This window comes from Staphylococcus hyicus (assembly GCF_000816085.1).
Taxonomy (GTDB): domain Bacteria; phylum Bacillota; class Bacilli; order Staphylococcales; family Staphylococcaceae; genus Staphylococcus; species Staphylococcus hyicus.
This window is the reverse complement of record NZ_CP008747.1, coordinates 2,442,737-2,465,819: the sequence shown is the minus strand read 5'-3', so window position 1 is coordinate 2,465,819 and position 23,083 is coordinate 2,442,737. Positions and strand designations below refer to the sequence as shown.

The window sequence follows — 23,083 nt, the reverse complement described above, 5'->3', positions numbered from 1 at the left end:
AAGTCTGAGACTATAATAGTGCGAATTCTTAAGCTAACATGCTCGTAGAAGCAACCCTGTTTAGTATGTAACATAGCGGCATAGAAAAACCTTCAAAATTCATGATGGTATGAACTTTGAAGGCGAAAATACATGTTTTATAATTTATATTAAGCGGTTTTAAGTAAACGATGAAATAAGATATGCGACGTTGTTGAACCATCGTCTTGAAAAGTCCTCCTTGTATTACAGTGTGGTTTTTGCGGCTTTGATTGCATCACTTGTGAGTTCATGGCTATTTACCCAATAAGATGTAACATGTGCGCCACGTTGCTTAAATAATTGTTCCACGTCATAACTCTGTTGAACGGTGACGATTGGATCATTTGCACCCATAGATAGGAATACGGATTTTTGTGATAAGTCTAAATGGGTATCAACGTCCAAAGGATAGAGTGGCGCAAAAAGTAAGCCTTTACGGTATGGCATATCCGCATTTAATAACAATTCAGTAGCGATATTTGCACCATTTGAAAAACCAACTAAAATAACTTGATTAATATTAAAACCATAGTGTTGTGCGGAAGTCTTTATAAATTGATGAAGTTCATTCGCTCGAAATTTTAAATCCTTAATATCATATTGACCTTCGCCATGACGTTTAAAAAATCGATTCATCCCGTTTTCTAATACATTTCCTCGTATACCAAGAGCGTTATAGGAAGGGGCAAGCAATTCGGCTACGGGTAATAAGTCATGTTCATTGCCTCCAGTACCATGTAAAAGTACAAATGTAGGTGCCTGTGCTTGACCTTGTTTAAAAATATGTTCCATTTATTTTTCACCTCGTTAAAATCTAGGTCTTTCAATTGTAAAAAAGTCACCTAATGTCGCGTAATCATCACCGGCAAGACGGCTTACCGGTTGAAGTTGTGCAACATCTACATAACCTTGTTCGGGATTATAAAGTGTCTCATCAATATAGAGATGTTTGATTTCTAATAGCATTAGGTCTGAGACAGTATGCCCTTCCGTCTTAATTTCGATATGCTCATACAGTCTTGTCTCAAATCGTACAGGGCTTTCATTTAAAGCTGGAATGCGTGATGTTGACGAATGACAAGCTGTAAACTGAGTCAAATCAAGTTCACTGTTATTGATATTCAATGGTGCAGCGGTTTGATTCGCATCATGAACATTTGTTTCTGTCACCACATGTACGATTGCCTCTTTATGCGATGCGATATGATGGGTGGTATCTTTCATGGATCCATCGTTGTGTCGCTGGATTGCTACAGATAGGATGGGCGGTTGTGATGACACAATATTAAAGAAACTAAATGGTGCAATATTCGTGATACCTTCTTCAGATAAAGTTGTGATGAGCGCAATGGGTCTCGGAACGACGGTGCCAATTAAAAACTTATATAATACGTGTTTTGTTAAACTTTCTGCTTGAATATGATACATCGCATCAGCCCTCCACATAGAGAATTAATGGGATCGTTTTGTATTAAATGGTCTTATTTCTGATTCTATAAAGTCTCTTTTGCTTTCTAAAAATGGTGGTAAAGATAGTGATTCACCTAATGTTTCATAGGGTTCATCTCCCATGAAACCCGGACCGTCTGTTGAAAGTTCAATTAAGATATGTCCAATGCGTGCATAGAGTGCTTTAAAGAAGAAGCGGTCAATGATGCCTGAATTTCTTACGCCTAATGCTTCATAACGTTCAAACCAATCTTGTATTGCTGTATCATCTTCAACACGGAATGATACGTGGTGTACTTCACCGTAGCCTTGACGTGCTTGCGTACCTTGGTCTTTACGTAAAATCACTTGTCCCCCATTACCACCTTCACCTACTTCTAAAATCGAAACATCTTCTGTTTCTAAAATAGGTGTCATGCCATAAAGATCAATGAGGGTTTGTTTAAATTTGTCGTAATAACTCATTGTAATCTCAATTGGACCTAATCCATAAATCGCTTTATCTTCTGGGACAGGTCCATTTTTCCAAGGTACGCCAGGTGCGACGCCTGTATTATTTTCATCAGAAATTAATTGGTAAGTCTGACCGTCCTCTTCTTCAAAGGGTAACACTTTTTTACCGAATAAGTCTTGAATACCATCATGTTTCACATTATATGCCTCAAAACGGGCTTGATAGTATTCGAGTGCTGCATCATTTGGAACACGAAATGAAGGACGGCTGATTGAATTCGTTCCTTTTTGACCTTTAGGATTGTTAGGAAAATCAAAGAATGTCATATCAGTACCTGCATTGCCTTCATCATCGGCAAAAAATGTATGGTACGTATAAATGTCATCTTGATTGACTGTTTTTTTCACAAGGCGCATGCCTAAAATATCTGTAAAAAAGTGGTAGTTACGTTCAGCATCATCTGTCATTGCAGTCACATGATGAATACCTTTTAATGGAAATTGAATCATAATCAAATCTCTCCCTCAATTATATTTCTAATTCGAAATAATTTTAATGTAAAAATCAAGTACACTGAGCCCATATTACTCGGCTTGTGTACTAATGCGTTTTAGAACTTTTTGTAAACTTTCAAGTTCTTCTTCTGTTAAATCTGAGAATACTGAAGCAATAGCGTCAGCGTGCTTTGGAAAAATCTCTTCCATGAATATTTGACCTTTATCTGTAAGTGAGGCATAGCTTACACGTTTATCTTTTGGATCTTGGCGACGCTGGATATATCCTTTTTTTTCTAAGTTGGTAACGACATACGTGGTACTACTACTTGCGATTAAAATGCGTTCTTTAATGCGTTGAATGGTATGTTCTCCACGATTGTAGAGCACTTCTAATACAGCAAATTCTGTAACATTTAGCCCATAGGATTTGATGTCTTTATGAATTTTTTTATCTAACATATCGTTTGTGCGTTTAAGGCCAATAAAAACTTTTAATGACGTCTCTGTGCGATTCAAAGACAACACCTTCTTTGTTAATTATTTCGAATTCGAGATAATTATAACTGAAACTATTATTTTTGTAAAGAAGAAAGTTTCAAAATAATGTGCTGAGTTGCGTGTGAAATGATATTACGAATTAGAAAATGCAATGTTATTAAATTGTTGAACAAACGCTTTTGTTTACTACTATTTTACAAAATGACTTTAAATTAATAACAAACCTTGCTTGGTGGTATAAATATGTTACCATGTCGTTAGTTTTAAAAATGCATTAGTTTTAGGAGGATTTATATGAAAAAAGTAACAGCTGCGACAATCGCTACTATTGGATTTGCGACGTTTGGTCTTATGCATGGAGATGCCGAAGCGTCAGAAGGTATCCAACCGTCAGCTTATACTACAACATTTTCAGAAGAAACGAATGATTATATTACGATAGATGCGCATGGTAATTATCATCATACAATAGATGGTAATTGGAATGTGTCGATGTTTGAACAAGGTTTATATCAATCATCATATATTGATGCCAACGGTCATATGCACTATGTTTATTACACGCAAACATTCCAAAATGACAATAGTGACACACCTAGCCAATCTCATGAAGCCATTCAAGCCCAATACCGTAATGACCAATCACAATACGATGCGTCACAGACGTACACGCAGTCTCGGGGAGATTGGCATGTAAATGAGACAGATCAAACAGGTAACGATACAAAAGTTGGAAGAGCCGCTTCTTATGGCATGTCTCAACAACAATCTGGTAGCAATGCTCAGCAAAATCATGACAGTAAGTCGAACACGAGTCAAGCTGCGTCGGGATGGCTTAAAAAGTATCCGAAGTGGCAACCATATGGACAGTATACGACAGGTGGGGCACACTACGGGGTAGACTACGGTATGCCTGAAAATACACCAGTGTATTCATTTACTGATGGTAAAGTCATTGACAGTGGTTGGAGTAACTACGGTGGTGGTAACCAAATTACCATTCAAGAAGCGAACAGTAATTATTACCAATGGTACATGCATATGAATCAATTAAATGTTCAAGCAGGTGATACTGTTAAGAAAGGACAACAAATTGGTTTATCAGGTAACACTGGGAATTCGACAGGGCCACACTTACATTTCCAACGTATGTCTGGTGGTATAGGAAATCAATATGCGGTGAATCCAGACAATTATTTAGCAAATCAATAACCATTAAGACGGGTGTGTCTCTACGATAGACATACGCGTCTTTTTTATATTAGCGTTGTTTTAACACGTCACGTTACGCCTAAATACTTTTATAGCATAATTTGGGTTAAATGGTGAGCAATGGTGGTATCGTTTTTATAGTAGGAAAATAATGATAAAGGATGATTGCTATGGTAGAAGTTAAACATGGAGAAAGTAAGTTTTATGTCGGAGAGTCAGAAAGTCATTTCGATGCCCTGATGACTTATGTTCCATCAGGTAATGATCGTATTATTATTGACCATACAGAAGTGAGTGACCATTTACAAGGTCAAGGTATCGGAAAAAAACTTGTACAAGCAGCGGTGGATTATGCGCGTGAAAATGACAAAATGATTTTAGCAACGTGCCCATTCGCTAAAGGTATTCTTGAAAAACATTCAGAATATCATGATGTATTTCAAAAATAATAGACAGAGATAGGTGGCGTAATAATGGTAGAAGTTAAAACATTACAAGAATAAAATGAAGCCAATGTAGACCATGCACAGATTTTAATCACAGAAAACATTAATGTGGAAAGTCCAATCACTTTAGCAACAGGTGTGCAACTTGAAGGGAAAGCGCGTTCAATCGAAATCACAGGTCATGGTCAACTGATTATCCTAACTGCAAATAACGCATTAAAAAATTTGACTTTACGTACTAAGAAACATGAAGATGCGGTTAGTTTTCAATCGCAAGGTGTGAACGGTGATTTTAAATTTGGACATGTCACAACTTATGGTGCGATTAACCTTACTGCAGACGATGCTTCTGATGATATTTGTGTGGAAATCACTGATGTTGATGTGGTAGCAGCGGATGTTACACACAAATCTGAAGGACCTTCTGGATTTGGCGTTACTGTTATTCAAGGGGGGCTTACGGTTTGGAATCGTACGCCACAGATTCGTTTTGATACGCAAATTACTGATGTTTCCATTGGACGAGACAGCGAACCTGTGAATGGTAGCGGTGTTTTCGTATCAGGTACAAAAGAGGCAAAAATTCACGCAAATTTAATTACGACTAAAGATGTTTATACGCATGGTCTATTGAAACAAGGTGTAGCTGATCGTATTTCTGGTGGTGTATTTACAGTAAGTAATGCACATGTTGAACGCGTAGAAAACCATGGGATTACAAAAACATACGGGTTTAATGACATGGTTCTTGATAACTGGGGCGCTGTTAAAGAATGGATTGTTCAAAATGATGTGTTGTCAGAAGGTACAAGTGGAATCGGCTTTGTGAATTTCGGTCATATTCAGTTGTTGGATATTCAAGCTCCAATTATGACCAAAGGAACAGGTGCGCGAGGTATTAATAACTATGACGGAACTATCAAGGAACTCCATTTAAAACGCATTGAGACACATGGTGATGGTGCAGTAGGTATCCAAATCAGTAAGCCTGTGGGTCAAATTACGGTACACGAAAATGTGGAAACGTATGGTGGCACAGGTGAATCATTAGTAAAAGGTGTCATCAAAGAATTATCTGCGATTGGTATTAGTATTTTAGACGGTGCTGAAGTAGAAGGATTAGAAGTAAAAGGCAATGTTTATACGTACGGTAAAGAAATTGCGCCAGTTCAAAACGAAGGCATTGTTAAAAGTGGCTTAAATATACGTGGAGAAGCAGCAAATAAATTTGAATAGTGCTTTCTTTGATTTAATAGTGTAAAAGAAGGTAGGACATAACAATCCTGTATATCAATACAGCCAACAAAACTTATTCATATATTGTTCCCTATAAAGTAGACACTTAAAAAGTGAAAACTTTATAGGGGGTTTTTGTATAAGAAATTAAACATGACTTTGATTACTTCCCTAGCTGAGATTACTGAGGCACCTAGAAAAGCGAGGCGTTAGGAATAATCAAAATGAGATGATTGATGTCCTACTTTCTTTTTGTCATCATTTATGAGGGAAGACTTACCGCTGTGTTTTAATAGGTGATCTTCCAATTTGATTTTGTACCATTTTTAGCGGTACTTCATAATGTTGACAATGTTGCCATGATAAATGGTCTTTAAAAATATGAAATCCTTGATTAAAAAATGTTTGTAAGTCATAAAATGATTCTGGAGTTACAGCATCTAACGGATATATTAATTCTGTTAACGACGTATCAAAATAGGCGTGATCTGATAAAGGTTGATCAAACGTAAACGATGCATCAACAAATGGATATGGCAATATAAAGAAAGTTGGACCTTCAAATGTTTCATCGCCAAACCAAAAGCCGAATTCGATAAAATGTTCATCAAAAGCTGCGTATTCAATTACTTGCGAAGGTTTAAATGTTTCATGAAAAGCGTTGTAATTGAGTAACGTAGATATATCAAATGTCCCCCAAAACAAGCCGGGTTTCACTTTACGCGCACGAAATGGAGCAATAAATTGGCTTAACGCACGTACCGCAAATTTCATTAACTGTAAAACTTCTAAACTTATTTTTTCATTATAGTGATGATGAACGGTATCTTCATCAAAAGGTGTAAGATCTGCCACTTCTTGAGGTATAGGATGGATTGAAACATCAATATCGAATTGTTTTAACGTACGCGTTATCCAGTTGTAATAGGTTTGGATGGATGTGCCATCTTTTAACGGATAATCAGCGCGGCCACGATCTGTTACAATTTCGATTCGATGTGCTTGTAAGTCGACTTGGATGGTATAGGTACAATCATGATAGAATAATAGACCTGTTGAAAAGCCAGTCGTTGTAACGTCTAAAATAACATGTGCCCATTGTGGTTCTTGAAATGCACTTGCAAGTTTATATTTGCCAAGCATTTGAGCAATGCGTTGAAGTGTGTCACGTTCTTTTTGCCATGCTTTCATTTTAAGCATACGGATGACCTCCTTAACGTTTTTCAATGAACTATACCCACTTTTAAAATACATAAAAAGCGTATATATTAAGCAAATGTATTATATTTAATAATAAGTGTCATTAATTTTATCTAAATTGAAAGTGTTTAATACGTATAATAAAAGCCTTCAACGTGCATTTCTAAAAGTGCACGTTGAAGGCCATTTTTATATGAATTTGACGTGAAAAGCATTATAAAGAATGCGTATTATTCTTCAACAGAAAACTCAGCATCAGCTTCAAATTTTACATCTTTGCCGATCATCACGCCACCTGTTTCTAAAGCTTGGTTGAAGTCTACGCCATATTTTTCACGATTAATTTTACCTGATACAGAGAAACCAGTAACTTTACCACCTGACATAGGATTCACACTAATGCCATTAAAATCGAAATCAAATGTTTCTTCATGTGTTTGGCCAGCTATTGTTAAATCTCCAGTTACGCTATCTTCAGTAATTTTAGTCGTTTTAAATGTAATTTCTTTGTTTTCATCTGTATTGAAGAAATCAGCTGATTTTAAGTGATTATCACGATCTTTGTTACCTGTATTAATTGAATCAACATCAATTTTTACTGTTGCTTTTACAGTTGAAAAGTCGTTAAGATCACCTGATAACTCTACATGATAATCATCAAAAGTTCCTTTAACTTTAGATACCATTAAATGTTTAATTGAAAAGTCTAATGTACTGTGTACTTGATCGAAATTATATTTTGCCATTTAAAATGCCCCCTAGTTATGTTTAATCATTTGCCGGTATAAAATATATACCCTTTACAATATAAATAATATACCACGAATCAAATCATTGCAAGAAAAAAATTTCAAATTCGAAATAAATGTGAGCATACATAGAATAATCATGGTGTTAACACTTTTACTTTACCTAGAAGAAGAGAGTTTTAAACATGATACTTATAAATTGAAAAACTATTGAGTATTTGGAATGTTATTTAGAGAAAATAATAATATTCGAGGTGTATTTTTAAACTCAGTAGCAACAAGTTTTTTAGTGTAACCTTAGACGTCTTAGTATTAATATTGTTATTTTACAAAAGTGTTTTGTTGTTCGTTTTCAATTGTAAATGTTAAAATAAATGACGTAGAAAAGGAGATGACTACATGATTGTAGAAATGATTCAAGGTAATATCGCAAACTTAAAACCAGAAGACAAAGAGATTCATATTGAAAAAGTATACTTAGAAAATGCGGATCTTGTGAAACGTATCCAACGTGTTACTACAGATCATGGTACAGAAATTGGTATACGGTTAAACCAACCGATTGATTTGCAATACGGTGATATTTTATATCGAGATGACAAAAATATGATTATTATTGATGTCAATTCTGAAGATATTATTGCGATACGACCACGTTCAATAAAAGAAATGGGAGATATTGCGCACCAATTAGGAAATCGTCATTTACCTGCCCAGTTTACAGAAACGGAAATGCTCGTTCAATATGATTACCTCGTAGAAGATTTATTAAAAGGATTAGGTATACCATATGAACGTGAAGCGCGTAAAGTGAATCAAGCCTTTAAACATATAGGACATTCTCATGATTAATCAAGCAGAACTTAAACTCTTTCAATTTTGTGATTCACAATTTCCAACAGGCGCATTTAGTCATTCATTTGGATTAGAAACTTACATTCAACGTAATGATGTTCGTGATGCACCTACTTTTCAAAATTGGTTGAAAGTGTTTCTAACTGAGCAATTAACATATACAGATGGTTTAGCGATGCGTATGGCGTATGAAGCGGTTGAAAATCACGATATCGCAGAAATGAAACGCATTGATCAAGTATTGTTTGTACAAAATATTCCTAGAGAAACGCGTGTGGGTACAAAACAAATGGGAAAACGCATGGCACATTTGGCGCACACTTTGTATCAAGATCACTGGATAGACTGGTATTTTAAAGAAGTCAGTGCATATCGGCTTCACGGTCATCCTGCTGTAGTATTTACATTATTAGGACATCATTTAGGTATTGATTTAGAACGAATTATCGATTATTTCTTATACCAAAATATTTCAAGTTTAACGCAAAATGCGGTGCGAGCCATTCCGTTAGGACAAACAGAAGGTCAAAATATTGTGATGGATATGATGGATTTTATTACAGAAACGCGTAAGTCTATTATGCATCAAGAAACGTTCAATTTTGGACTTACTGCACCAGGCATTGAGATGAATCAATTAGAACATGAAAACGTAGATGTAAGAATATTTATTTCGTAGGAGGATGGAATATGAAACCTGTAAAGATTGGTATTGGGGGTCCTGTTGGGGCAGGGAAAACACAACTCATTGAGAAAGTAGTGAAACAATTATCGAAAGAAAAAAGCATCGGTGTTATTACGAATGACATTTATACTAAAGAAGATGAAAAGATACTCGTAGCAACAGGTGTTTTACCTGAAGACCGAATCATTGGCGTAGAGACGGGAGGCTGCCCGCACACTGCTATCCGTGAAGATGCCTCTATGAATTTTGCGGCCATTGATGAACTAATGGAGCGTCATCCAGATATAGAATTGTTATTTATTGAATCAGGTGGAGATAATTTAGCGGCAACCTTTAGCCCAGAACTTGTCGACTTTTCTATTTATATTATCGATGTCGCGCAAGGTGAAAAAATCCCTCGTAAAGGCGGACAAGGGATGATTAAATCTGACTATTTTATTATCAATAAAACAGACCTTGCACCGTACGTGGGTGCCTCTTTAGATCAAATGGCTGAAGATACGACGAAGTTTAGAAAAGACCGCCCATTCACATTTACGAATTTAAAAACAGATGAAGGTTTAGAAGATGTCATCGCGTGGATTCGTAAAGACGTTTTTCTTGAAGGATTAGCATAGTATGGCCATTTCAGATTGGACAGGGGAACTGGATATCACATTTAAACATGATGGGTCCAAAACGATAAATGGTAAAACGTATTTTCAGGGTGGGCTCAAAGTATTACGTCCATCGTATCTTAACGGCAGTCCGCATCCGACTATGTTTTTAATTCAATTAGGTGGTGGCTTTGTCGATGGTGACCGCTACCGGATGCGCATACACTTTGAAAAAAATGCACATGCTGTGCTCACTAACCAAGGAGCAACTATCATTTTTAAGACGTTGGAAGACCGCGTGGAACAATATCAAACTTTCATTTTAGAGGATGAAAGTTTTATGGAATATATTGGTGATCCTATTATCGGGTATACCCATGCGAAATTTTACCAACATAACGTATTTAAACTTTCAAAACATGCGACCATGTTTTATTCGGACATACTCACACCAGGTTATGATAAAGAAGGGCGTATGTTTCAGTACGATTATCTTCAATTGTTGAATGAGATTAAAGTTGAGGATGAACTTGTCGTTTATGATCATTTACGATTAGACACTCATAAAAATAAAGTATCTGATATTGGATATATGGAAGGTTTTACCCATCTAGGGACATGTTTTTATATGAGTTCTCACGTGAACCAAAAATGTGTTGAAGCGGTTCAAGATGTGGTCACTCAGCACATTAATCCTACATGTCGTGTCGGTGTCACATTATTGCCTACACATGGGCTAACGGTACGTATATTAGCACAGTCTACGGATGTTATTAATCGCGTTATTCATGATGTACATCAATTTGTGATGACGACCTATCACGAAGAAGATGCACAATTTTTACGGAAATATTAATAGGTATTAATATGCGGTAAAGGGTTATAAAAAACGCCCTTTACCGTTTTTTAGAGTTAAATTAAAAATAGTAATGCAATATGAATTTAAAGTAAGGTACAATAAATTTTAACAACAAGTTTATATTATTAGAATAACTTTTAAGGAGTATATGATGGTTGGAGAATTATTCGAACTCTTGAGGTTTTTTAAAGGTATCGTATTAGGTGAGTATAGCTATACATTTTTAACGATGTCGATATTTTTACTATTAATAATAGTGATATGTGAAGTCGTTTACGAAGCGAAACAGAAAAATGTAAGCCATTATGTCTTGTTGATTTTAGAGAAAATATTTTGGAATGTATTAGGTTTTTTCTTTTTCATAGGGATGTATAGGTTTATTATGAGATTTGTATCTAATATGAGTTTAAACAGAACATTACATAATGAAACACTTTTACTTGGGGAAATGGGAATGATTGCATATATAAGCATGGTAGTCATCACGCCCCTATCTATAGTATTGTTTAATACGAATCATAGATTTATTAAAATGCTTTTAATTTGTATTCAATTAATAGTAGTGCCTCTTATTGGCAAAATACTGTCTTTTATATTGTCTATAGGTATGATTACAGATTTAATATTTTGGCTTGTACATATCAGTCTATGTGTGTTTGTATCTCATGCGTTCATCCGTTATGCCAAAGGTTTGAACACATAATAACGGGGATGGATTACTTTTTAGTTCAATATTTGAGCAACATGGTGTCTCATAATAAAGTTTAAATCATAAAGTATCAGAAAAATTTCGTTGCAAACAAGAAAGCCATCAAAGTTCTTTAAAAATGAACTTTGGTGGCTATAAAATGCAATTATAATGCGATGAAACCATTGCTATCTAACGTGTTATTAAATTCTTCCAAATCTTCTTCTGAATTTAATTCGTCAATTTCTCTAGTCGTATCGTCTTTAGTTAATCGGTTGCCTTCTAAAAGATAATTTGAGTAACCAGAGTAAGCATATTTTACCTCGGGGTCAGAGTATTTGCTTGTTTCAGTGACTTTTACTGCAGTAATTAACGTCACTCTCGTTTCATCGATGTCGCGCACGGGTGAGATTTTTTCAGTAGTGTTGTCACTATCACTTGAACCAAAGTCATATTCTGAATCTACATTATTACTCGTTTTAAAGTATTGACCAATTTGTTCGGTAGAGGATTTTGAATAACTTGAACTTTTAAAGCGATCATTAATAAGTTTATTATTGTCCTCTAATAATGTGCTAACATTTTCTAACTTATTGACGTCTTTTAAATCTTTTACTTTTAATTCATATGTTGTACTGCCCTTAAAGTTCGTGGATTCACTGTCATTAATTTGCTTCACAACTTCTTCGGGTACTTTTAACTTAACTTTATCCCCGTTTTTAAGTTTGCCGTTATTTGGGACTGTAAATTCAAAGTTTGAAAGAGATAACTTTTTGATTGATTCAGGTGCATCTTTATATAAAAGATGGAGTTGCCCGCTACCATTTAATCCAGTAAATGTTGGATTTAAGCCTTCAAATAAAGATTTCGCATCAAGAGATTTCGGATTTTTTAAACCGGACACTTTAAATTCCTTAGTGAATTCTTTTGCTTTTAGTTGATACTCTTTTGACATGTTTTTCTTAATTTTTAACTTGACTTTAATTTTGTCACCATTTGATAATTTATCTTCTTTATCAATATCAAGTTCAAAGCTTTCTAATATCTTTCCTGCTTTCACCAATTGATCTTGTTCTTCTTTGGTGAATTTATCACTATCCAAGTCATCTGTATTACCTTTTTCGATCATCTCAATCACATCTTTATTTTTAAAATCTGCCTGTCTTAATGCTTGAGCTAAAAGTTTATTTGTAATTTTTTCTGAGGACTTATCGGTGATATGTGCATAACCTGATCCATTGTATCCTGAAAATTCGACTTTGACATCATCTTCTACATTTACTTTCTTATTTTTAATGAATACGAATGTGAGTAAAATAATGACAGCTAAAGCCACTATACTACCGACAATGACCCACTTGTACTTTTTAATGAAATTCATATGTTCTCCCACCCTTTTATAGTTAATTTAAATATATTTTTAAACTGTGTTGTAGTAATCATAACACGAAACGATAAAATATAGGTTGGTATATATGTAATAAATAATATAAGTATTTATTGTTTTTAAAATTACAAAAATAACATTTACTAACTCTATTAAGTTAAAGTGCATTTAATGAGATTACAATTTTATTGGCGATAAAAAAAGAGGTGATAGCACACACCTCTTTAAAAAGTTTATTTTTGAAGAATTATAGAAGTTGAACGATGTTTTTTAAAATAATCATGGCTACAAAAATGATGATAACACTTGAGCATTTGTTTAATATGACAATAAATTTGCCAGTGCGATCGACATGACCTACGAGACGTCCTAATAGTGCTAATGTGATAAACCATACCCAGGACACAGTCATCGTTGCTAGCGTAAAGATAACTTTTTCACTACCTGTGTATAGCGCCGCACTTGTTCCGATGACGCCGATGGTATCCATGATTGCATGCGGATTTAACAGTGACACAGAGAGGGCAAAGCCAATTTGTTTCTTAGCCGACATTTGTGTCTGCTTTTCTATTGAGGCAGGCTTTTCGCGCCATAATGACCAGGCCATATAAAGTAAAAAAATGAAACCAATGATATAAATGACCAATTGAAGCGTAGGTAAAGACATCAACACTAAAGACACGCCTAAAACCGCAAGTAAAATTAATAACGTATCACATAAGCCTGCAGTCACGATGACAGGTAGGGTACGCACCCAATTTTTGTGATTTGCCCCTTGATTAAAAACAAAGACATTTTGAGCACCTAACGGTAAAATTAAGCCTAAAGCGAGTAAAAATCCATGTAACACTGCTTGCAACATCTCAATCACGCTTTCTTTTGGTATTTCGGTTTATTACGTTCTGTGATTGTTAATATAATATTAATAATCATCTGAATAAGTTGAATAGTGAACGGAATAATGAATTGTGCCAGTCAAATTAAAATCGTAACGAAATAAATATGACGATTACTCCAATAATTAACAATAACAACCAAAAGGCATTAAAAATCCACCATATAATTCACGATATTTTCATAAAAAATTTCCCCTAAGATAAGTATGACATCGATTTTGATGCATCATTTAAAAACATGACGTCATGATTAACGTTGATATATGTAAACCTTTGAATACGAAATTATGCAATTTTTGCTTGTTGTTGTATTAGCGGTATAACGGTTATTTTTTAGATTTAATCAGATTGAAGATGAACCATATGATTTGAATGCAACATGGAATGATAAAAAATGCACTCCATACACCGATGGAAATCAGTTTTAATTCTGGCGTTTGAACTGTACCAGTACCGTCAACTTCACGTAACCATAAAAAAGTCGATACACTTAAATATAAAATAAACCAAAAAGCTGTTATGATGCTCCACAATATCCACGATGCTCTCAACATAACACCCTCCTATAAAAAATTTTTATTATTAAATATAATAACATAAAAATGATGGATAGGACGTAAAGCTTTTCAATTTATGATTGTCCCTAACACCTCGCTTTTCTAGGTACCTTAACTCAAAATGGATTTTCGGTTGCGGCTAAATGCCTCAGAAGTCTTGGCTAAGGAATCAATCACAATTTATCAAAATGTGTATCATTAAGTCTAAATTTAATAATATAGATAAATAATAGCCAACAAAGTTCATGTATCAATGAAATTTGTTGGCATATTTTTAATTAACAGGTGTACTATATCCCATCTCAGATAAATTATCATTTTTTATTCTGGAAGTATCGCAAAACTACGCACAGGAAATCCAGGAGCGTGATCGGGTTTTGGCGGAATGTGATAAATGATGGCACCGCGTGTTGGAAGTTGATCTAAATTGTTTAAAAGCTCAATTTGATACGTATCTTGTCCTAAAACATAACGTTCACCTACAATATCACCATGTTTTCGAATTTCAACAGAAGCATCGGTATCAAATGTTTCATGTCCAATCGCTTTTACGTGACGGGTTTCAATTAAATATTGTAAAGCGTCAAGTCCCCAACCAGGAAGGTGTTGATTACCGTCTGCATCTTTATTTTCAAATTGAACCGTATGAGGCCAACGTTTCGACCAATCACTTCGAAAGGCGACGAAAGTGTCAGGTTCGATTGTCCCGTTTTGTGCTTCCCACTGTTCAACGTGTTCACGTGTAAGCACAAAATCAGGATTTTCCGCTACTTCTTTAGAAAAATCGAGCACAATTAACGGGAGTACCAATTCTTTAAGCGCCAATTCATGTAAGTACCGTGTGTGGTCTACAAAGTGAATAGGGGCATCAATATGGGTGCCGTATTGTGTCACAAGCTGCCACTGTTGAACGAAAAATCCATCTTTTTGAACAGTGAATGGTGTGTCAATTTGAGCACCTTCAAACGCACTAAAGTGAGGGGAGTGTGCGTTGAAGGTATGTGTTAAATCCACCCATGTCAGGGACTTTAAATGATCAAGTTGTTGCCATAATGGATAGGACATGGCTATCATCCTTTCTAAAAGTGATTATGCTGTCGGTGTTGTCGTATTTTGACGTAGTTTTTTAGCGCTGTTCACGAGAACGGTTAATGCGGCTTTTACTTCTGCTTCTTTTCGTGTTTTTAATCCGCAGTCTGGGTTCACCCAGAAGAGTGAGCGGTCAATTTGTTGCAATCCTCTTTGAATGGCTGTCGTTATTTCATCTTCAGTAGGAATACGTGGACTATGAATGTCATAAACACCTAAACCAATACCTAAATCATAATGAATATCTTCAAAATCTTTGATTAAATCACCATGACTACGTGATGTTTCAATAGAAATGACATCCGCATCAAGTTCATGAATTGCATGAATGATTTGACCAAATTGTGAGTAACACATATGCGTATGAATTTGTGTATGATCCGCCACTGAAGATGTTGCCAGTTTAAAGCTATGCACGGCTTTGCGTAAATAATCCTCATGATAAGCTTTACGCAGCGGTAAGCCTTCGCGCAGTGCAGGTTCGTCCACTTGAATGACTTTAATACCAGCTTCTTCAAGTGCTAACACTTCTTCATTAATTGCCAAGGCGATTTGATTTTGTACGTCTTCACGTGGTAAGTCCACACGTTCAAATGACCAGTTTAAAATCGTCACAGGGCCTGTTAGCATGCCTTTGACAGGTTTGTCTGTTAAGCTTTGCGCATATACCGTCTCTTTAACGGTTAAAGGTGCTGTCCATTTTACATCACCATAAATAATCGGTGGTTTCACCGCACGAGAACCATAAGACTGCACCCAACCGAATTTTGTCACTAAAAATCCTTGTAGTTTTTCGCCGAAGAATTCAACCATGTCATTGCGTTCGAATTCGCCATGTACGAAGACGTCTAAACCAATATCCTCTTGAATGTCTATCCAGCGCTTAATTTCAGCTTTCAAAAACGTGTCATAGTCCTCATTTGAAATACGATTGTTTTTCCAATCCGCACGCTTTTTTCGAACTTCTGGAGATTGCGGGAATGACCCAATTGTCGTAGTTGGTAAATCAGGCAAGTTTAAACGTTCTTGTTGAACCACTTTTCGTGTTTCAAATTTAGATTCACGCGTTGAACGGACACTGTCAAAATCATATGTTAAGTTTTTGAAATCTTGATTTTGGAAACGCTCATATTGTGCTTGTAATGCGTCTAGTTTTTCAGTATTTCCATCATTAATTGCACGTTTTAACGCATCCAATTCTTCCAATTTTTCAGTCGCAAAACTTAACCCGTCGCGCACGGTGTCATCTAATGTTTCATCATCTAATGAGACTGGGACATGAAGAAGTGATGATGAAGGATTGATATAAAGGTCATCTGTGTAAGTTGATAATGTTTCGATTAATGCTTTTTTAGCTTTTACATCTGAAGCCCAAACATTTCGACCATCAATGATACCTGCAAATAATGTTTTCGATGCATCAAAGTCACCATTTTCAATTTGAGCCAAGTTTTGACCACGGTCATGAACAAAGTCTAAACCAAGACCTTTGACTGGAAGGCTACTTAAAAATTTGACATTAGCCCGTTCAAAATAAGTTTGAATGATTAACTTCTCAGCGACTTCTGCACCAGCAAATGCCTCATATGCTTCACGTGTTATCGCTTCTAAATCTTCACCGTCATCTGTCACTAACACGGGTTCATCCACTTGAATCAATTCTGCGCCTGCTTGGATTAAAGCTTCAAATGCTTCTATATACAATGGAAGTAACGTACGTACTTTATCTTCAAAAGATTGATGTCCGCCTTTTGACAATTTAACGAAAGTGATAGGGCCGATAATCACAGGGTGCGCATGAATATTAAGTGATTTCGCGTAGTTAAAGCGTTCTAAAATGACATGACGACCGAGTTTTGGTGTGACATGATCCCATTCTGGTACGATGTAGTGATAGTTTGTGTTAAACCATTTAATGAGTGCACTTGCGACGTGTTCTTTATTACCGCGCGCAATATCAAAGAGTAAATCATCATCAACGTCACGCCCTTGGAAACGTTCAGGAATAATATTAAAAAGTAACGATGTATCTAAAATATGATCATAAAGTGAAAAGTCACCGACAGGAACACTGTCTAAATGATGGTTCTTTTGAAGTAATAAATTTTCACGATGTAAGTTGCGTAATGTGTCATCTAATTCAGCTTTTGAAAGGGATTGATTCCAATAGTTCTCAATTGCTTTTTTCCATTCACGTTTACGTCCAAGTCTTGGGAATCCTAAGTTTGTTGTTTTAATTGTCATAATATAACCTCCTGATTGGTTGATGTGATTGATTTTGAATATGCTGCAAGTTCTAAAGCGTAGTCGACACGTTCAAATGGTGTGATGAGATATAAACCATTAAAGTATTGGTGCACCGTTTCAATGAGTGATTTACAAATTGAAATGGAAAGTTCATATGTCGCAAGTTTATCGCCTGCAACGGCTTTGAAACGCTCTAATACGTCATCTGTCATCTTAATTCCAGGGACTTCGTTATGAAGAAACAGGGCGTTGTTATAACTTGTAATAGGCATAATACCTATAAAAATAGGGACGTTAAGGTGTTTCGTAGCTTCATAAATTTCAACGATTTTTTCTTTTGTAAATACAGGTTGTGTAATGAAATAATGCATGCCACTTGTCAGTTTCGTTTCAAGTTTCCGCACAGCGGCATCAATGTTTCTTACATGAGGGTCAAAAGCACCAGCGATGTTGAAATTGGTTCGTCTTTTCAGCGCATCACCGTCTGTGTTAATCCCTTCGTTGAAACGTAACGCAAGCTCGGTAAGTCCTTTGGAATTAACATCATAAACATTTGTGGCACCAGGTAAGTGACCGACTTTAGAGGGGTCTCCAGTAATGGCTAAGATTTCATTAATTCCGAGTAATGCTAAGCCGAGCAAATGAGACTGTAACCCGATGAGATTACGATCGCGACAAGTAATGTGAACGAGCGGTTCAATTGTGTACTTTTGTTTAATTAAACTTGCTGCTGCAAGATTGGATATACGTACGGTAGCCAACGAATTGTCAGCAAGGGTTACGGCATCGATATTGGCACGGTCAAGCGCTGCAATATTTTTAAAAAAGCGGTCTGTATCAAGGTGTTTGGGTGTATCAAGTTCTACAATTATAGTCGGTTGTTGGGTAACGCGTTCTTTTAAATTCAGTTTGGTTGCGTGAGGTGTGGTGCTTTCACGTTTTTTATGAATAGGAATTACTTTTTTATGCGTGACAGGTTTTAACCCACGAATGGACGTTTTTATATGGTGAATATGTTCGGGCGTTGTCCCGCAACAGCCTCCTATGATACGCACGCCTTCATGAATCAGTTGTTCGGCCACTTCACCAAAATACGAAGCATTGTTACTATATTTGAAATTATTGTTTTCAATATCAAGCAAGCTCGCATTCGGATAACAGGATAGATATGCTTGGTGCGGAAGCTCGATATGACTAAATGAATTTTTCATATGGTGCGGACCATGGTGGCAATTGAGACCTACGATATTGGCACCAGCATGAATGATTTGTTGTAATGCATCGTTAATGACAGTCCCATCACGTAAATAATTCGTATTTGAAGCGGTTAATTGCGCGATAATAGGGATATCATATTTTTGACGTGTTGCTTGAATAACGGCGAGTAATTCTTCCAAATCATAATATGTTTCAAATAAGAGTCCATCCACGCCACCTTGCACTAAACAATCGACTTGGATTTCTGTATGGTACTGAATGGCGGGTAAAGTGAAATCACCTTGCTTCAAACCGCGAAAACCACCAACTGTACCTAGAATAAAGGTGTCTGCTTTAGCGGCGCGCTTTGCGATTGCAATCGCAGCATGATGAATATCTCGGACTTTATCTTCTAATCCAAAAGCTTTCAACTTTTCAAAGTTAGCACCGTACGTGTTCGTTTGGATAATATCAGCGCCAGCTTGAATGTAAGAACGATGAATATGTTCCACTTTTTCAGGATGTGTTAAATTGTATGCTTCAGGGCACGTATCGAGACCTTCTGAATACAGAATGGTTCCCATTGCGCCATCAGCCACTAGAATAGTGTCTTTCAGGGTGTTCAATAAGCGACTCATCGTATACCTCCTTTAATGCGTAATCTAAGTCTGAAATTAATGTGTCAGGGTCTTCTAAACCGACGCTAAGTCTAAATAAACCAAAAGTGATGCCACGTGCTTCTCTGATATGTTGCGGAATTGCCGCATGTGACATCGAGTAGGGATGCGATAATATCGTTTCTACGCCACCAAGGCTGACCGATACGAGTGGTATATTTAGCGCATCTACAAATGTTTGTGCAAGATGTTCGTGTTTGAGTCTAAATCCAAACACCGCGCCACCATGTGTGGCTTGGTTCAGATGTACGGTACTATAACCCGGGTAATAGATGTCAGCCACAGCAGGGTGTTGTTCTAAGAAGCGAACGATACGTTGTGCACTTTTAGAAGATTGTTGAAACCGTACATTGAGCGTTTTTAAATGTTGGGTTAACGTCCAACTGTCATACACCGATAGGCCAGTACCTGCACCGTTTTGTATGAGATAAAGCGCTTCTGCAAATGCCTCGTGATTTGTGATAACAGCACCTGCAATTAAGTCACTATGTCCACCTAAAAATTTTGTAGCGCTATGAATAACAATGTCTGCACCTAAATCTAACGGATTTTGTGCAATGGGTGTCATAAACGTATTGTCTACCGCGAGTAAAAGGTTGTGTTTTTTAGCAATTTGTGCTACGCCACGAATATGCGTGATTTTAAATAAAGGATTAGATGGTGTTTCCACATAGATAAGTCGTGTACGTGGCGTGATTGCTTTTTCGAAATTTTCAGTTTTTTCAGCGTTTACCGTTGTGAAATGAATATCAAATTTGGATAAAATCTGTTCAGTTAATCGAAAAGTGCCGCCGTAGACATCATCAGGTAATATGACGTGATCGCCAGCTTTTAATGTAAGAAAAACACTTGTAATGGCGCTAATACCTGAATTGAAAGCAAAACCATGGGTGCCATTTTCAAGTTCTGCAAGTTTCGTTTCTAAGAGTTCTCGGTTCGGATTACCGCTTCGAGCATAATCATACGTTGTTTCTCCACCTAGAGTTTGTTGGTGGTAGGTCGATGAGTAATAGAGCGGTATATTGGCACTAGTATATGTTTTACCACGCTGTGGATCATGAATAAGTTGTGTTGCTTTAGTATGACTCATAGCGTCACTCCTTCTCTCGATTGATTTAATGCTTGAATGAAATCCGCTTCAATATCTTCATATGCTTCAATACCTAAAGATAACCGAATTAAATACTGGTCAATACCACGTGCATCCTTTTCAGCATCAGGCATATCCACATGGGTTTGTGTATATGGAAAGGTGATAAACGTTTCTGTGCCTCCTAGACTTTCCGCAAATCGGGACACGTCAACATGTTCGAGTAGACGTGCAACACTATAACCAGGGGATAATCGCAAACTTAACATACCAGTACGGCCACTATAGAGGACGTCTTGAATGCCCTCTAATTGTTCACAGCGTGCTGCAAGTCGACGCGCATTGTCTTCTGCACGTGCGACGCGTAAATGTAATGTTTTTAAGCCACGTTGTAATAAATAGCTATCAAACGGTGACAGCGTTGCGCCAATCATATTGTGCAGTAGGGTGAACTGATTCACTAAATCAGGGTCTTTGACAGTGACAATACCAGCCAATACATCATTATGACCACCGATATACTTTGTTGCAGAATGGAGCACAATATCTGCGCCATCTTTCAATGGTGTCGATAAATAAGGTGTCAAAAAGGTATTGTCTATTATTGTGAGTAGGTGATGCTTTTTCGCTAATATGTAGTATGGCTCAAGGTCGATTTCAATCATTAATGGATTTGAAATTGGCTCAATAAAAAACGCTTTTGTATTTTGAGTGATCTGTTGACGCACATTTGCAACATCTTCAAAGTGCACATATTTAAAATGAACGCCGTACTGTTCTTCATAAAATTGAAACAATCGAAAGGTGCCACCGTATAAATCATAAGAGACGAGAATTTCATCGCCAGGTTTAAACAAGCTACATACGAGTTGCACGCTTGCCATACCACTCGCAGTGGCAAAAGAGGCTGTACCACCTTCCAGTTTCGCAAAGGCTGTTTCAAAAGCATGACGCGTTGGATTTTTAGTACGTGTATAATCATATCCAGTGGACTGACCTAATCCATGATGCTGATATGCGGTAGATAAATAAATGGGGTTTGCAATGGCCCCTGTCGCATCTTCAGTCAGTGCAATTTGCGCGAGTTCTGTATCTTTCATAGAATTAACCTCCCCTTTGATTTTTAATGAACAAAAAAAGCTTCCATCCTTTACACCCGAAAATGAAATTCGGAAATAAAGGACGAAAGCTTTGTTCGTGGTACCACCTTAATTTGCTACGTCATCACTGAAGTAGCCTCTTCCAGTACGCCATGATTAAAAATAGGGACATAGAAAAGTAGTACAATTCCAGTACGCCATTTAATAACATGTTAATACTGTATCGCTATAACGGGCGAACCCGGTGACACCTCATATTGATGCCAACACTCCAAGGCCATTTTCAAACTTTCTTTCAATATCTTCTTTCAGCAAATGAAGACTCTCTGTAAAAGCAGTGTAAGTTCTACTTTCCTTTTTATCGTGTTTAAGTGATAAAGTTGTAATAGGATAGTCACACTTTAGCATGGCTTTAAAAGCACTGTCAACATTTTTTTCTGAAAATTTTGATTAAACGCACGATTTCGAGTATCAACGAAATTAGTGAAAGTCTTGTATATCAAGGCATCAACCAGTACAATAAAAAACGTAAAAATTTTTGAAAAGAGGGATGTGGATGGCAGATTTACACAATAAGCAACATTCTGAAAATGTAGTGCAGTTGAATCTTACCGAGATCCGTCCTAATCCATATCAACCACGACAGCATTTTGACCAAGAAAAATTAGATGAATTGTCGAAATCTATTCAACAACACGGTATCCTTCAACCGATCGTCGTTACACCATCGATTAATGGCTATTACATCGTAGCGGGAGAACGTCGATTCCGAGCATCACAACGCGCACAGTTACACACCATCCCAGCAATTGTAAAAGAGATGGACGATACACGAATGCGAGAGCTCGCGATTATAGAAAATTTACAGCGAGAAGATTTAAATCCATTAGAAGAGGCAGAGAGTTACCAACAATTAATGGAAGCATTGTCTTTAACACAACAACAAGTTGCACAGCGTTTAGGGAAGTCGAGACCTTATATCGCAAATATGTTGCGCTTACTCCAATTGCCTGTTAAAATCAGGACTTTGATTCGAGAGGGAAAACTATCAGGGGGGCATGGCCGGACACTATTAGCTCTGAAAGAGACGGCTTTAATGCAACAATATGCGCAAAAAGTAATCAATGAATCGTGGAGTGTACGGACGTTAGAAGCCAAAATTGCTGAAATACAAACGAATAGTAAAAAGAAGACGACCGGCAGTCTAAAAACATCAAAAAAAGCAAAACCTTCTTTGATTAAGCAACATGAACAACAGCTGTCTGTTCAATATGGCACGAAGGTGGATGTCTCTACTTCTGGCACAACAGGTAAAATTACATTAGAATTTTATTCAGAACAAGATTATCGTCGCCTCTTACACTTATTGAAAAAAGAAAACTCATAGGATTTAGAAGA

General features: G+C 36.6%; 23 protein-coding genes and 1 other annotated feature. Of the genes, 9 read left to right on the top strand and 14 right to left on the bottom strand.

All coding sequences use genetic code 11. The annotated features are described in order from the left end of the window. Window positions 1–225: 225 nt before the first annotated feature. The 4 genes from SHYC_RS11735 to SHYC_RS11720 all read right to left on the bottom strand — a co-directional run bounded on the left by SHYC_RS11735 (window position 226) and on the right by SHYC_RS11720 (window position 2,937). Window positions 226–813, bottom strand: coding sequence for an alpha/beta hydrolase (locus SHYC_RS11735; RefSeq protein ID WP_039647379.1), 588 nt, complete (start codon window positions 811–813; stop codon window positions 226–228). A gap of 15 nt (window positions 814–828) precedes the next feature. Continuing rightward, on the bottom strand, window positions 829–1,449 hold the full coding sequence (locus tag SHYC_RS11730) for a flavin reductase family protein (protein ID WP_039647377.1): 621 nt from the start codon (window positions 1,447–1,449) through the stop codon (window positions 829–831). 24 nt (window positions 1,450–1,473) lie between these two features. Beyond that, the gene (mhqE, locus tag SHYC_RS11725; protein WP_039647376.1) at window positions 1,474–2,433 is read right to left on the bottom strand and encodes a ring-cleaving dioxygenase MhqE; all 960 of its coding nucleotides are present in this window, start codon (window positions 2,431–2,433) and stop codon (window positions 1,474–1,476) included. Between the two features lie 75 nt (window positions 2,434–2,508). Then, window positions 2,509–2,937 carry a MarR family winged helix-turn-helix transcriptional regulator gene (locus SHYC_RS11720; protein WP_039647374.1) on the bottom strand — a complete coding sequence of 143 codons (429 nt, stop codon included), beginning with the start codon at window positions 2,935–2,937 and terminating at the stop codon, window positions 2,509–2,511. Between the two features lie 276 nt (window positions 2,938–3,213). Between SHYC_RS11720 and SHYC_RS11715 the strand changes: the two genes are divergently transcribed. The 3 genes from SHYC_RS11715 (at window position 3,214) to SHYC_RS11705 (ending at window position 5,813) form a co-directional block, all read left to right on the top strand. Continuing rightward, window positions 3,214–4,131 carry a M23 family metallopeptidase gene (locus tag SHYC_RS11715; protein WP_039647372.1) on the top strand — a complete coding sequence of 306 codons (918 nt, stop codon included), beginning with the start codon at window positions 3,214–3,216 and terminating at the stop codon, window positions 4,129–4,131. 170 nt (window positions 4,132–4,301) lie between these two features. Beyond that, window positions 4,302–4,580 carry a GNAT family N-acetyltransferase gene (locus SHYC_RS11710; protein WP_039647369.1) on the top strand — a complete coding sequence of 93 codons (279 nt, stop codon included), beginning with the start codon at window positions 4,302–4,304 and terminating at the stop codon, window positions 4,578–4,580. 105 nt (window positions 4,581–4,685) lie between these two features. After that, complete coding sequence (locus SHYC_RS11705; protein WP_052257857.1) at window positions 4,686–5,813, top strand: hypothetical protein; 1,128 nt, start codon at window positions 4,686–4,688, stop codon at window positions 5,811–5,813. A 276-nt stretch (window positions 5,814–6,089) separates the two neighbouring features. Here the strand turns inward: SHYC_RS11705 and SHYC_RS11700 are convergent, their stop codons facing one another. Continuing rightward, on the bottom strand, window positions 6,090–7,013 hold the full coding sequence (locus tag SHYC_RS11700) for a DUF5996 family protein (protein ID WP_039647365.1): 924 nt from the start codon (window positions 7,011–7,013) through the stop codon (window positions 6,090–6,092). Between the two features lie 230 nt (window positions 7,014–7,243). Further along, entirely contained in the window at window positions 7,244–7,759 is a 516-nt protein-coding gene (locus tag SHYC_RS11695) for a YceI family protein (protein ID WP_039647363.1), read from the bottom strand. A gap of 402 nt (window positions 7,760–8,161) precedes the next feature. Here SHYC_RS11695 and ureE point away from each other — a divergent pair, with 402 nt between their 5' ends. The 5 genes from ureE to SHYC_RS11670 all read left to right on the top strand — a co-directional run bounded on the left by ureE (window position 8,162) and on the right by SHYC_RS11670 (window position 11,460). After that, on the top strand, window positions 8,162–8,614 hold the full coding sequence (ureE, locus tag SHYC_RS11690) for an urease accessory protein UreE (protein ID WP_039647361.1): 453 nt from the start codon (window positions 8,162–8,164) through the stop codon (window positions 8,612–8,614). Further along, window positions 8,607–9,296 carry an urease accessory protein UreF gene (locus SHYC_RS11685; protein ID WP_039647360.1) on the top strand — a complete coding sequence of 230 codons (690 nt, stop codon included), beginning with the start codon at window positions 8,607–8,609 and terminating at the stop codon, window positions 9,294–9,296. Before ureE ends, SHYC_RS11685 begins: the two co-directional genes overlap by 8 nt. Window positions 9,297–9,307: 11 nt before the next feature. Further along, window positions 9,308–9,919: an urease accessory protein UreG gene (gene ureG, locus SHYC_RS11680; protein WP_039647358.1), complete on the top strand. Its 612-nt coding sequence runs from the start codon at window positions 9,308–9,310 to the stop codon at window positions 9,917–9,919. Between the two features lies 1 nt (window position 9,920). Then, window positions 9,921–10,754 carry an urease accessory protein UreD gene (locus SHYC_RS11675; RefSeq protein ID WP_039647356.1) on the top strand — a complete coding sequence of 278 codons (834 nt, stop codon included), beginning with the start codon at window positions 9,921–9,923 and terminating at the stop codon, window positions 10,752–10,754. A gap of 154 nt (window positions 10,755–10,908) precedes the next feature. Beyond that, entirely contained in the window at window positions 10,909–11,460 is a 552-nt protein-coding gene (locus SHYC_RS11670) for a hypothetical protein (RefSeq protein ID WP_039647354.1), read from the top strand. Between the two features lie 151 nt (window positions 11,461–11,611). On the opposite strand, the gene SHYC_RS11665 is transcribed toward SHYC_RS11670, so the two are convergent. The 8 genes from SHYC_RS11665 to SHYC_RS11630 form a co-directional block, all read right to left on the bottom strand. Then, window positions 11,612–12,826, bottom strand: a complete 1,215-nt coding sequence (locus SHYC_RS11665) for a hypothetical protein (protein ID WP_039647352.1) — start codon at window positions 12,824–12,826, stop codon at window positions 11,612–11,614. 253 nt (window positions 12,827–13,079) lie between these two features. Beyond that, entirely contained in the window at window positions 13,080–13,694 is a 615-nt protein-coding gene (locus SHYC_RS11660) for a LysE/ArgO family amino acid transporter (RefSeq protein WP_039647350.1), read from the bottom strand. A gap of 360 nt (window positions 13,695–14,054) precedes the next feature. Then, on the bottom strand, window positions 14,055–14,282 hold the full coding sequence (locus tag SHYC_RS11655; protein WP_107633535.1) for a DUF3923 family protein: 228 nt from the start codon (window positions 14,280–14,282) through the stop codon (window positions 14,055–14,057). A gap of 324 nt (window positions 14,283–14,606) precedes the next feature. Then, complete coding sequence (locus tag SHYC_RS11650; protein ID WP_039647348.1) at window positions 14,607–15,350, bottom strand: cyclase family protein; 744 nt, start codon at window positions 15,348–15,350, stop codon at window positions 14,607–14,609. A 24-nt stretch (window positions 15,351–15,374) separates the two neighbouring features. Further along, window positions 15,375–17,621 (bottom strand): 5-methyltetrahydropteroyltriglutamate--homocysteine S-methyltransferase, encoded by a 2,247-nt coding sequence (gene metE, locus SHYC_RS11645; protein ID WP_111725053.1) that lies wholly within the window; start codon window positions 17,619–17,621, stop codon window positions 15,375–15,377. Then, window positions 17,615–19,456: a bifunctional homocysteine S-methyltransferase/methylenetetrahydrofolate reductase gene (locus SHYC_RS11640; protein WP_039647344.1), complete on the bottom strand. Its 1,842-nt coding sequence runs from the start codon at window positions 19,454–19,456 to the stop codon at window positions 17,615–17,617. The genes metE and SHYC_RS11640 overlap by 7 nt, the downstream gene beginning before the upstream one ends. Further along, entirely contained in the window at window positions 19,410–20,585 is a 1,176-nt protein-coding gene (gene metC, locus SHYC_RS11635) for a cystathionine beta-lyase MetC (RefSeq protein ID WP_039647342.1), read from the bottom strand. Before metC ends, SHYC_RS11640 begins: the two co-directional genes overlap by 47 nt. Next, window positions 20,582–21,685 carry a PLP-dependent transferase gene (locus SHYC_RS11630; RefSeq protein WP_039647341.1) on the bottom strand — a complete coding sequence of 368 codons (1,104 nt, stop codon included), beginning with the start codon at window positions 21,683–21,685 and terminating at the stop codon, window positions 20,582–20,584. Before SHYC_RS11630 ends, metC begins: the two co-directional genes overlap by 4 nt. A gap of 75 nt (window positions 21,686–21,760) precedes the next feature. Further along, window positions 21,761–22,056: a binding site (T-box leader), on the bottom strand. Window positions 22,057–22,241: 185 nt separating this feature from the next. Here SHYC_RS11630 and SHYC_RS11625 point away from each other — a divergent pair. Next, window positions 22,242–23,072, top strand: coding sequence for a ParB/RepB/Spo0J family partition protein (locus SHYC_RS11625; protein ID WP_039647339.1), 831 nt, complete (start codon window positions 22,242–22,244; stop codon window positions 23,070–23,072). Window positions 23,073–23,083: the final 11 nt, after the last annotated feature.

What these genes read in the sequence shown, in the direction of transcription:
- SHYC_RS11735 (WP_039647379.1), bottom strand. Translation starts at nt 813, where the DNA reads ATGGAACATATTTTTAAACAAGGTCAAGCACAGGCACCTACATTTGTA.
- SHYC_RS11730 (WP_039647377.1), bottom strand. Translation starts at nt 1,449, where the DNA reads ATGTATCATATTCAAGCAGAAAGTTTAACAAAACACGTATTATATAAG.
- mhqE (WP_039647376.1), bottom strand. Translation starts at nt 2,433, where the DNA reads ATGATTCAATTTCCATTAAAAGGTATTCATCATGTGACTGCAATGACA.
- SHYC_RS11715 (WP_039647372.1), top strand. Translation starts at nt 3,214, where the DNA reads ATGAAAAAAGTAACAGCTGCGACAATCGCTACTATTGGATTTGCGACG.
- SHYC_RS11710 (WP_039647369.1), top strand. Translation starts at nt 4,302, where the DNA reads ATGGTAGAAGTTAAACATGGAGAAAGTAAGTTTTATGTCGGAGAGTCA.
- SHYC_RS11700 (WP_039647365.1), bottom strand. Translation starts at nt 7,013, where the DNA reads ATGCTTAAAATGAAAGCATGGCAAAAAGAACGTGACACACTTCAACGC.
- SHYC_RS11695 (WP_039647363.1), bottom strand. Translation starts at nt 7,759, where the DNA reads ATGGCAAAATATAATTTCGATCAAGTACACAGTACATTAGACTTTTCA.
- ureE (WP_039647361.1), top strand. Translation starts at nt 8,162, where the DNA reads ATGATTGTAGAAATGATTCAAGGTAATATCGCAAACTTAAAACCAGAA.
- SHYC_RS11685 (WP_039647360.1), top strand. Translation starts at nt 8,607, where the DNA reads ATGATTAATCAAGCAGAACTTAAACTCTTTCAATTTTGTGATTCACAA.
- ureG (WP_039647358.1), top strand. Translation starts at nt 9,308, where the DNA reads ATGAAACCTGTAAAGATTGGTATTGGGGGTCCTGTTGGGGCAGGGAAA.
- SHYC_RS11675 (WP_039647356.1), top strand. Translation starts at nt 9,921, where the DNA reads ATGGCCATTTCAGATTGGACAGGGGAACTGGATATCACATTTAAACAT.
- SHYC_RS11670 (WP_039647354.1), top strand. Translation starts at nt 10,909, where the DNA reads ATGGTTGGAGAATTATTCGAACTCTTGAGGTTTTTTAAAGGTATCGTA.
- SHYC_RS11665 (WP_039647352.1), bottom strand. Translation starts at nt 12,826, where the DNA reads ATGAATTTCATTAAAAAGTACAAGTGGGTCATTGTCGGTAGTATAGTG.
- SHYC_RS11660 (WP_039647350.1), bottom strand. Translation starts at nt 13,694, where the DNA reads ATGTTGCAAGCAGTGTTACATGGATTTTTACTCGCTTTAGGCTTAATT.
- SHYC_RS11655 (WP_107633535.1), bottom strand. Translation starts at nt 14,282, where the DNA reads ATGTTGAGAGCATCGTGGATATTGTGGAGCATCATAACAGCTTTTTGG.
- SHYC_RS11650 (WP_039647348.1), bottom strand. Translation starts at nt 15,350, where the DNA reads ATGTCCTATCCATTATGGCAACAACTTGATCATTTAAAGTCCCTGACA.
- SHYC_RS11640 (WP_039647344.1), bottom strand. Translation starts at nt 19,456, where the DNA reads ATGAGTCGCTTATTGAACACCCTGAAAGACACTATTCTAGTGGCTGAT.
- metC (WP_039647342.1), bottom strand. Translation starts at nt 20,585, where the DNA reads ATGAGTCATACTAAAGCAACACAACTTATTCATGATCCACAGCGTGGT.
- SHYC_RS11630 (WP_039647341.1), bottom strand. Translation starts at nt 21,685, where the DNA reads ATGAAAGATACAGAACTCGCGCAAATTGCACTGACTGAAGATGCGACA.
- SHYC_RS11625 (WP_039647339.1), top strand. Translation starts at nt 22,242, where the DNA reads ATGGCAGATTTACACAATAAGCAACATTCTGAAAATGTAGTGCAGTTG.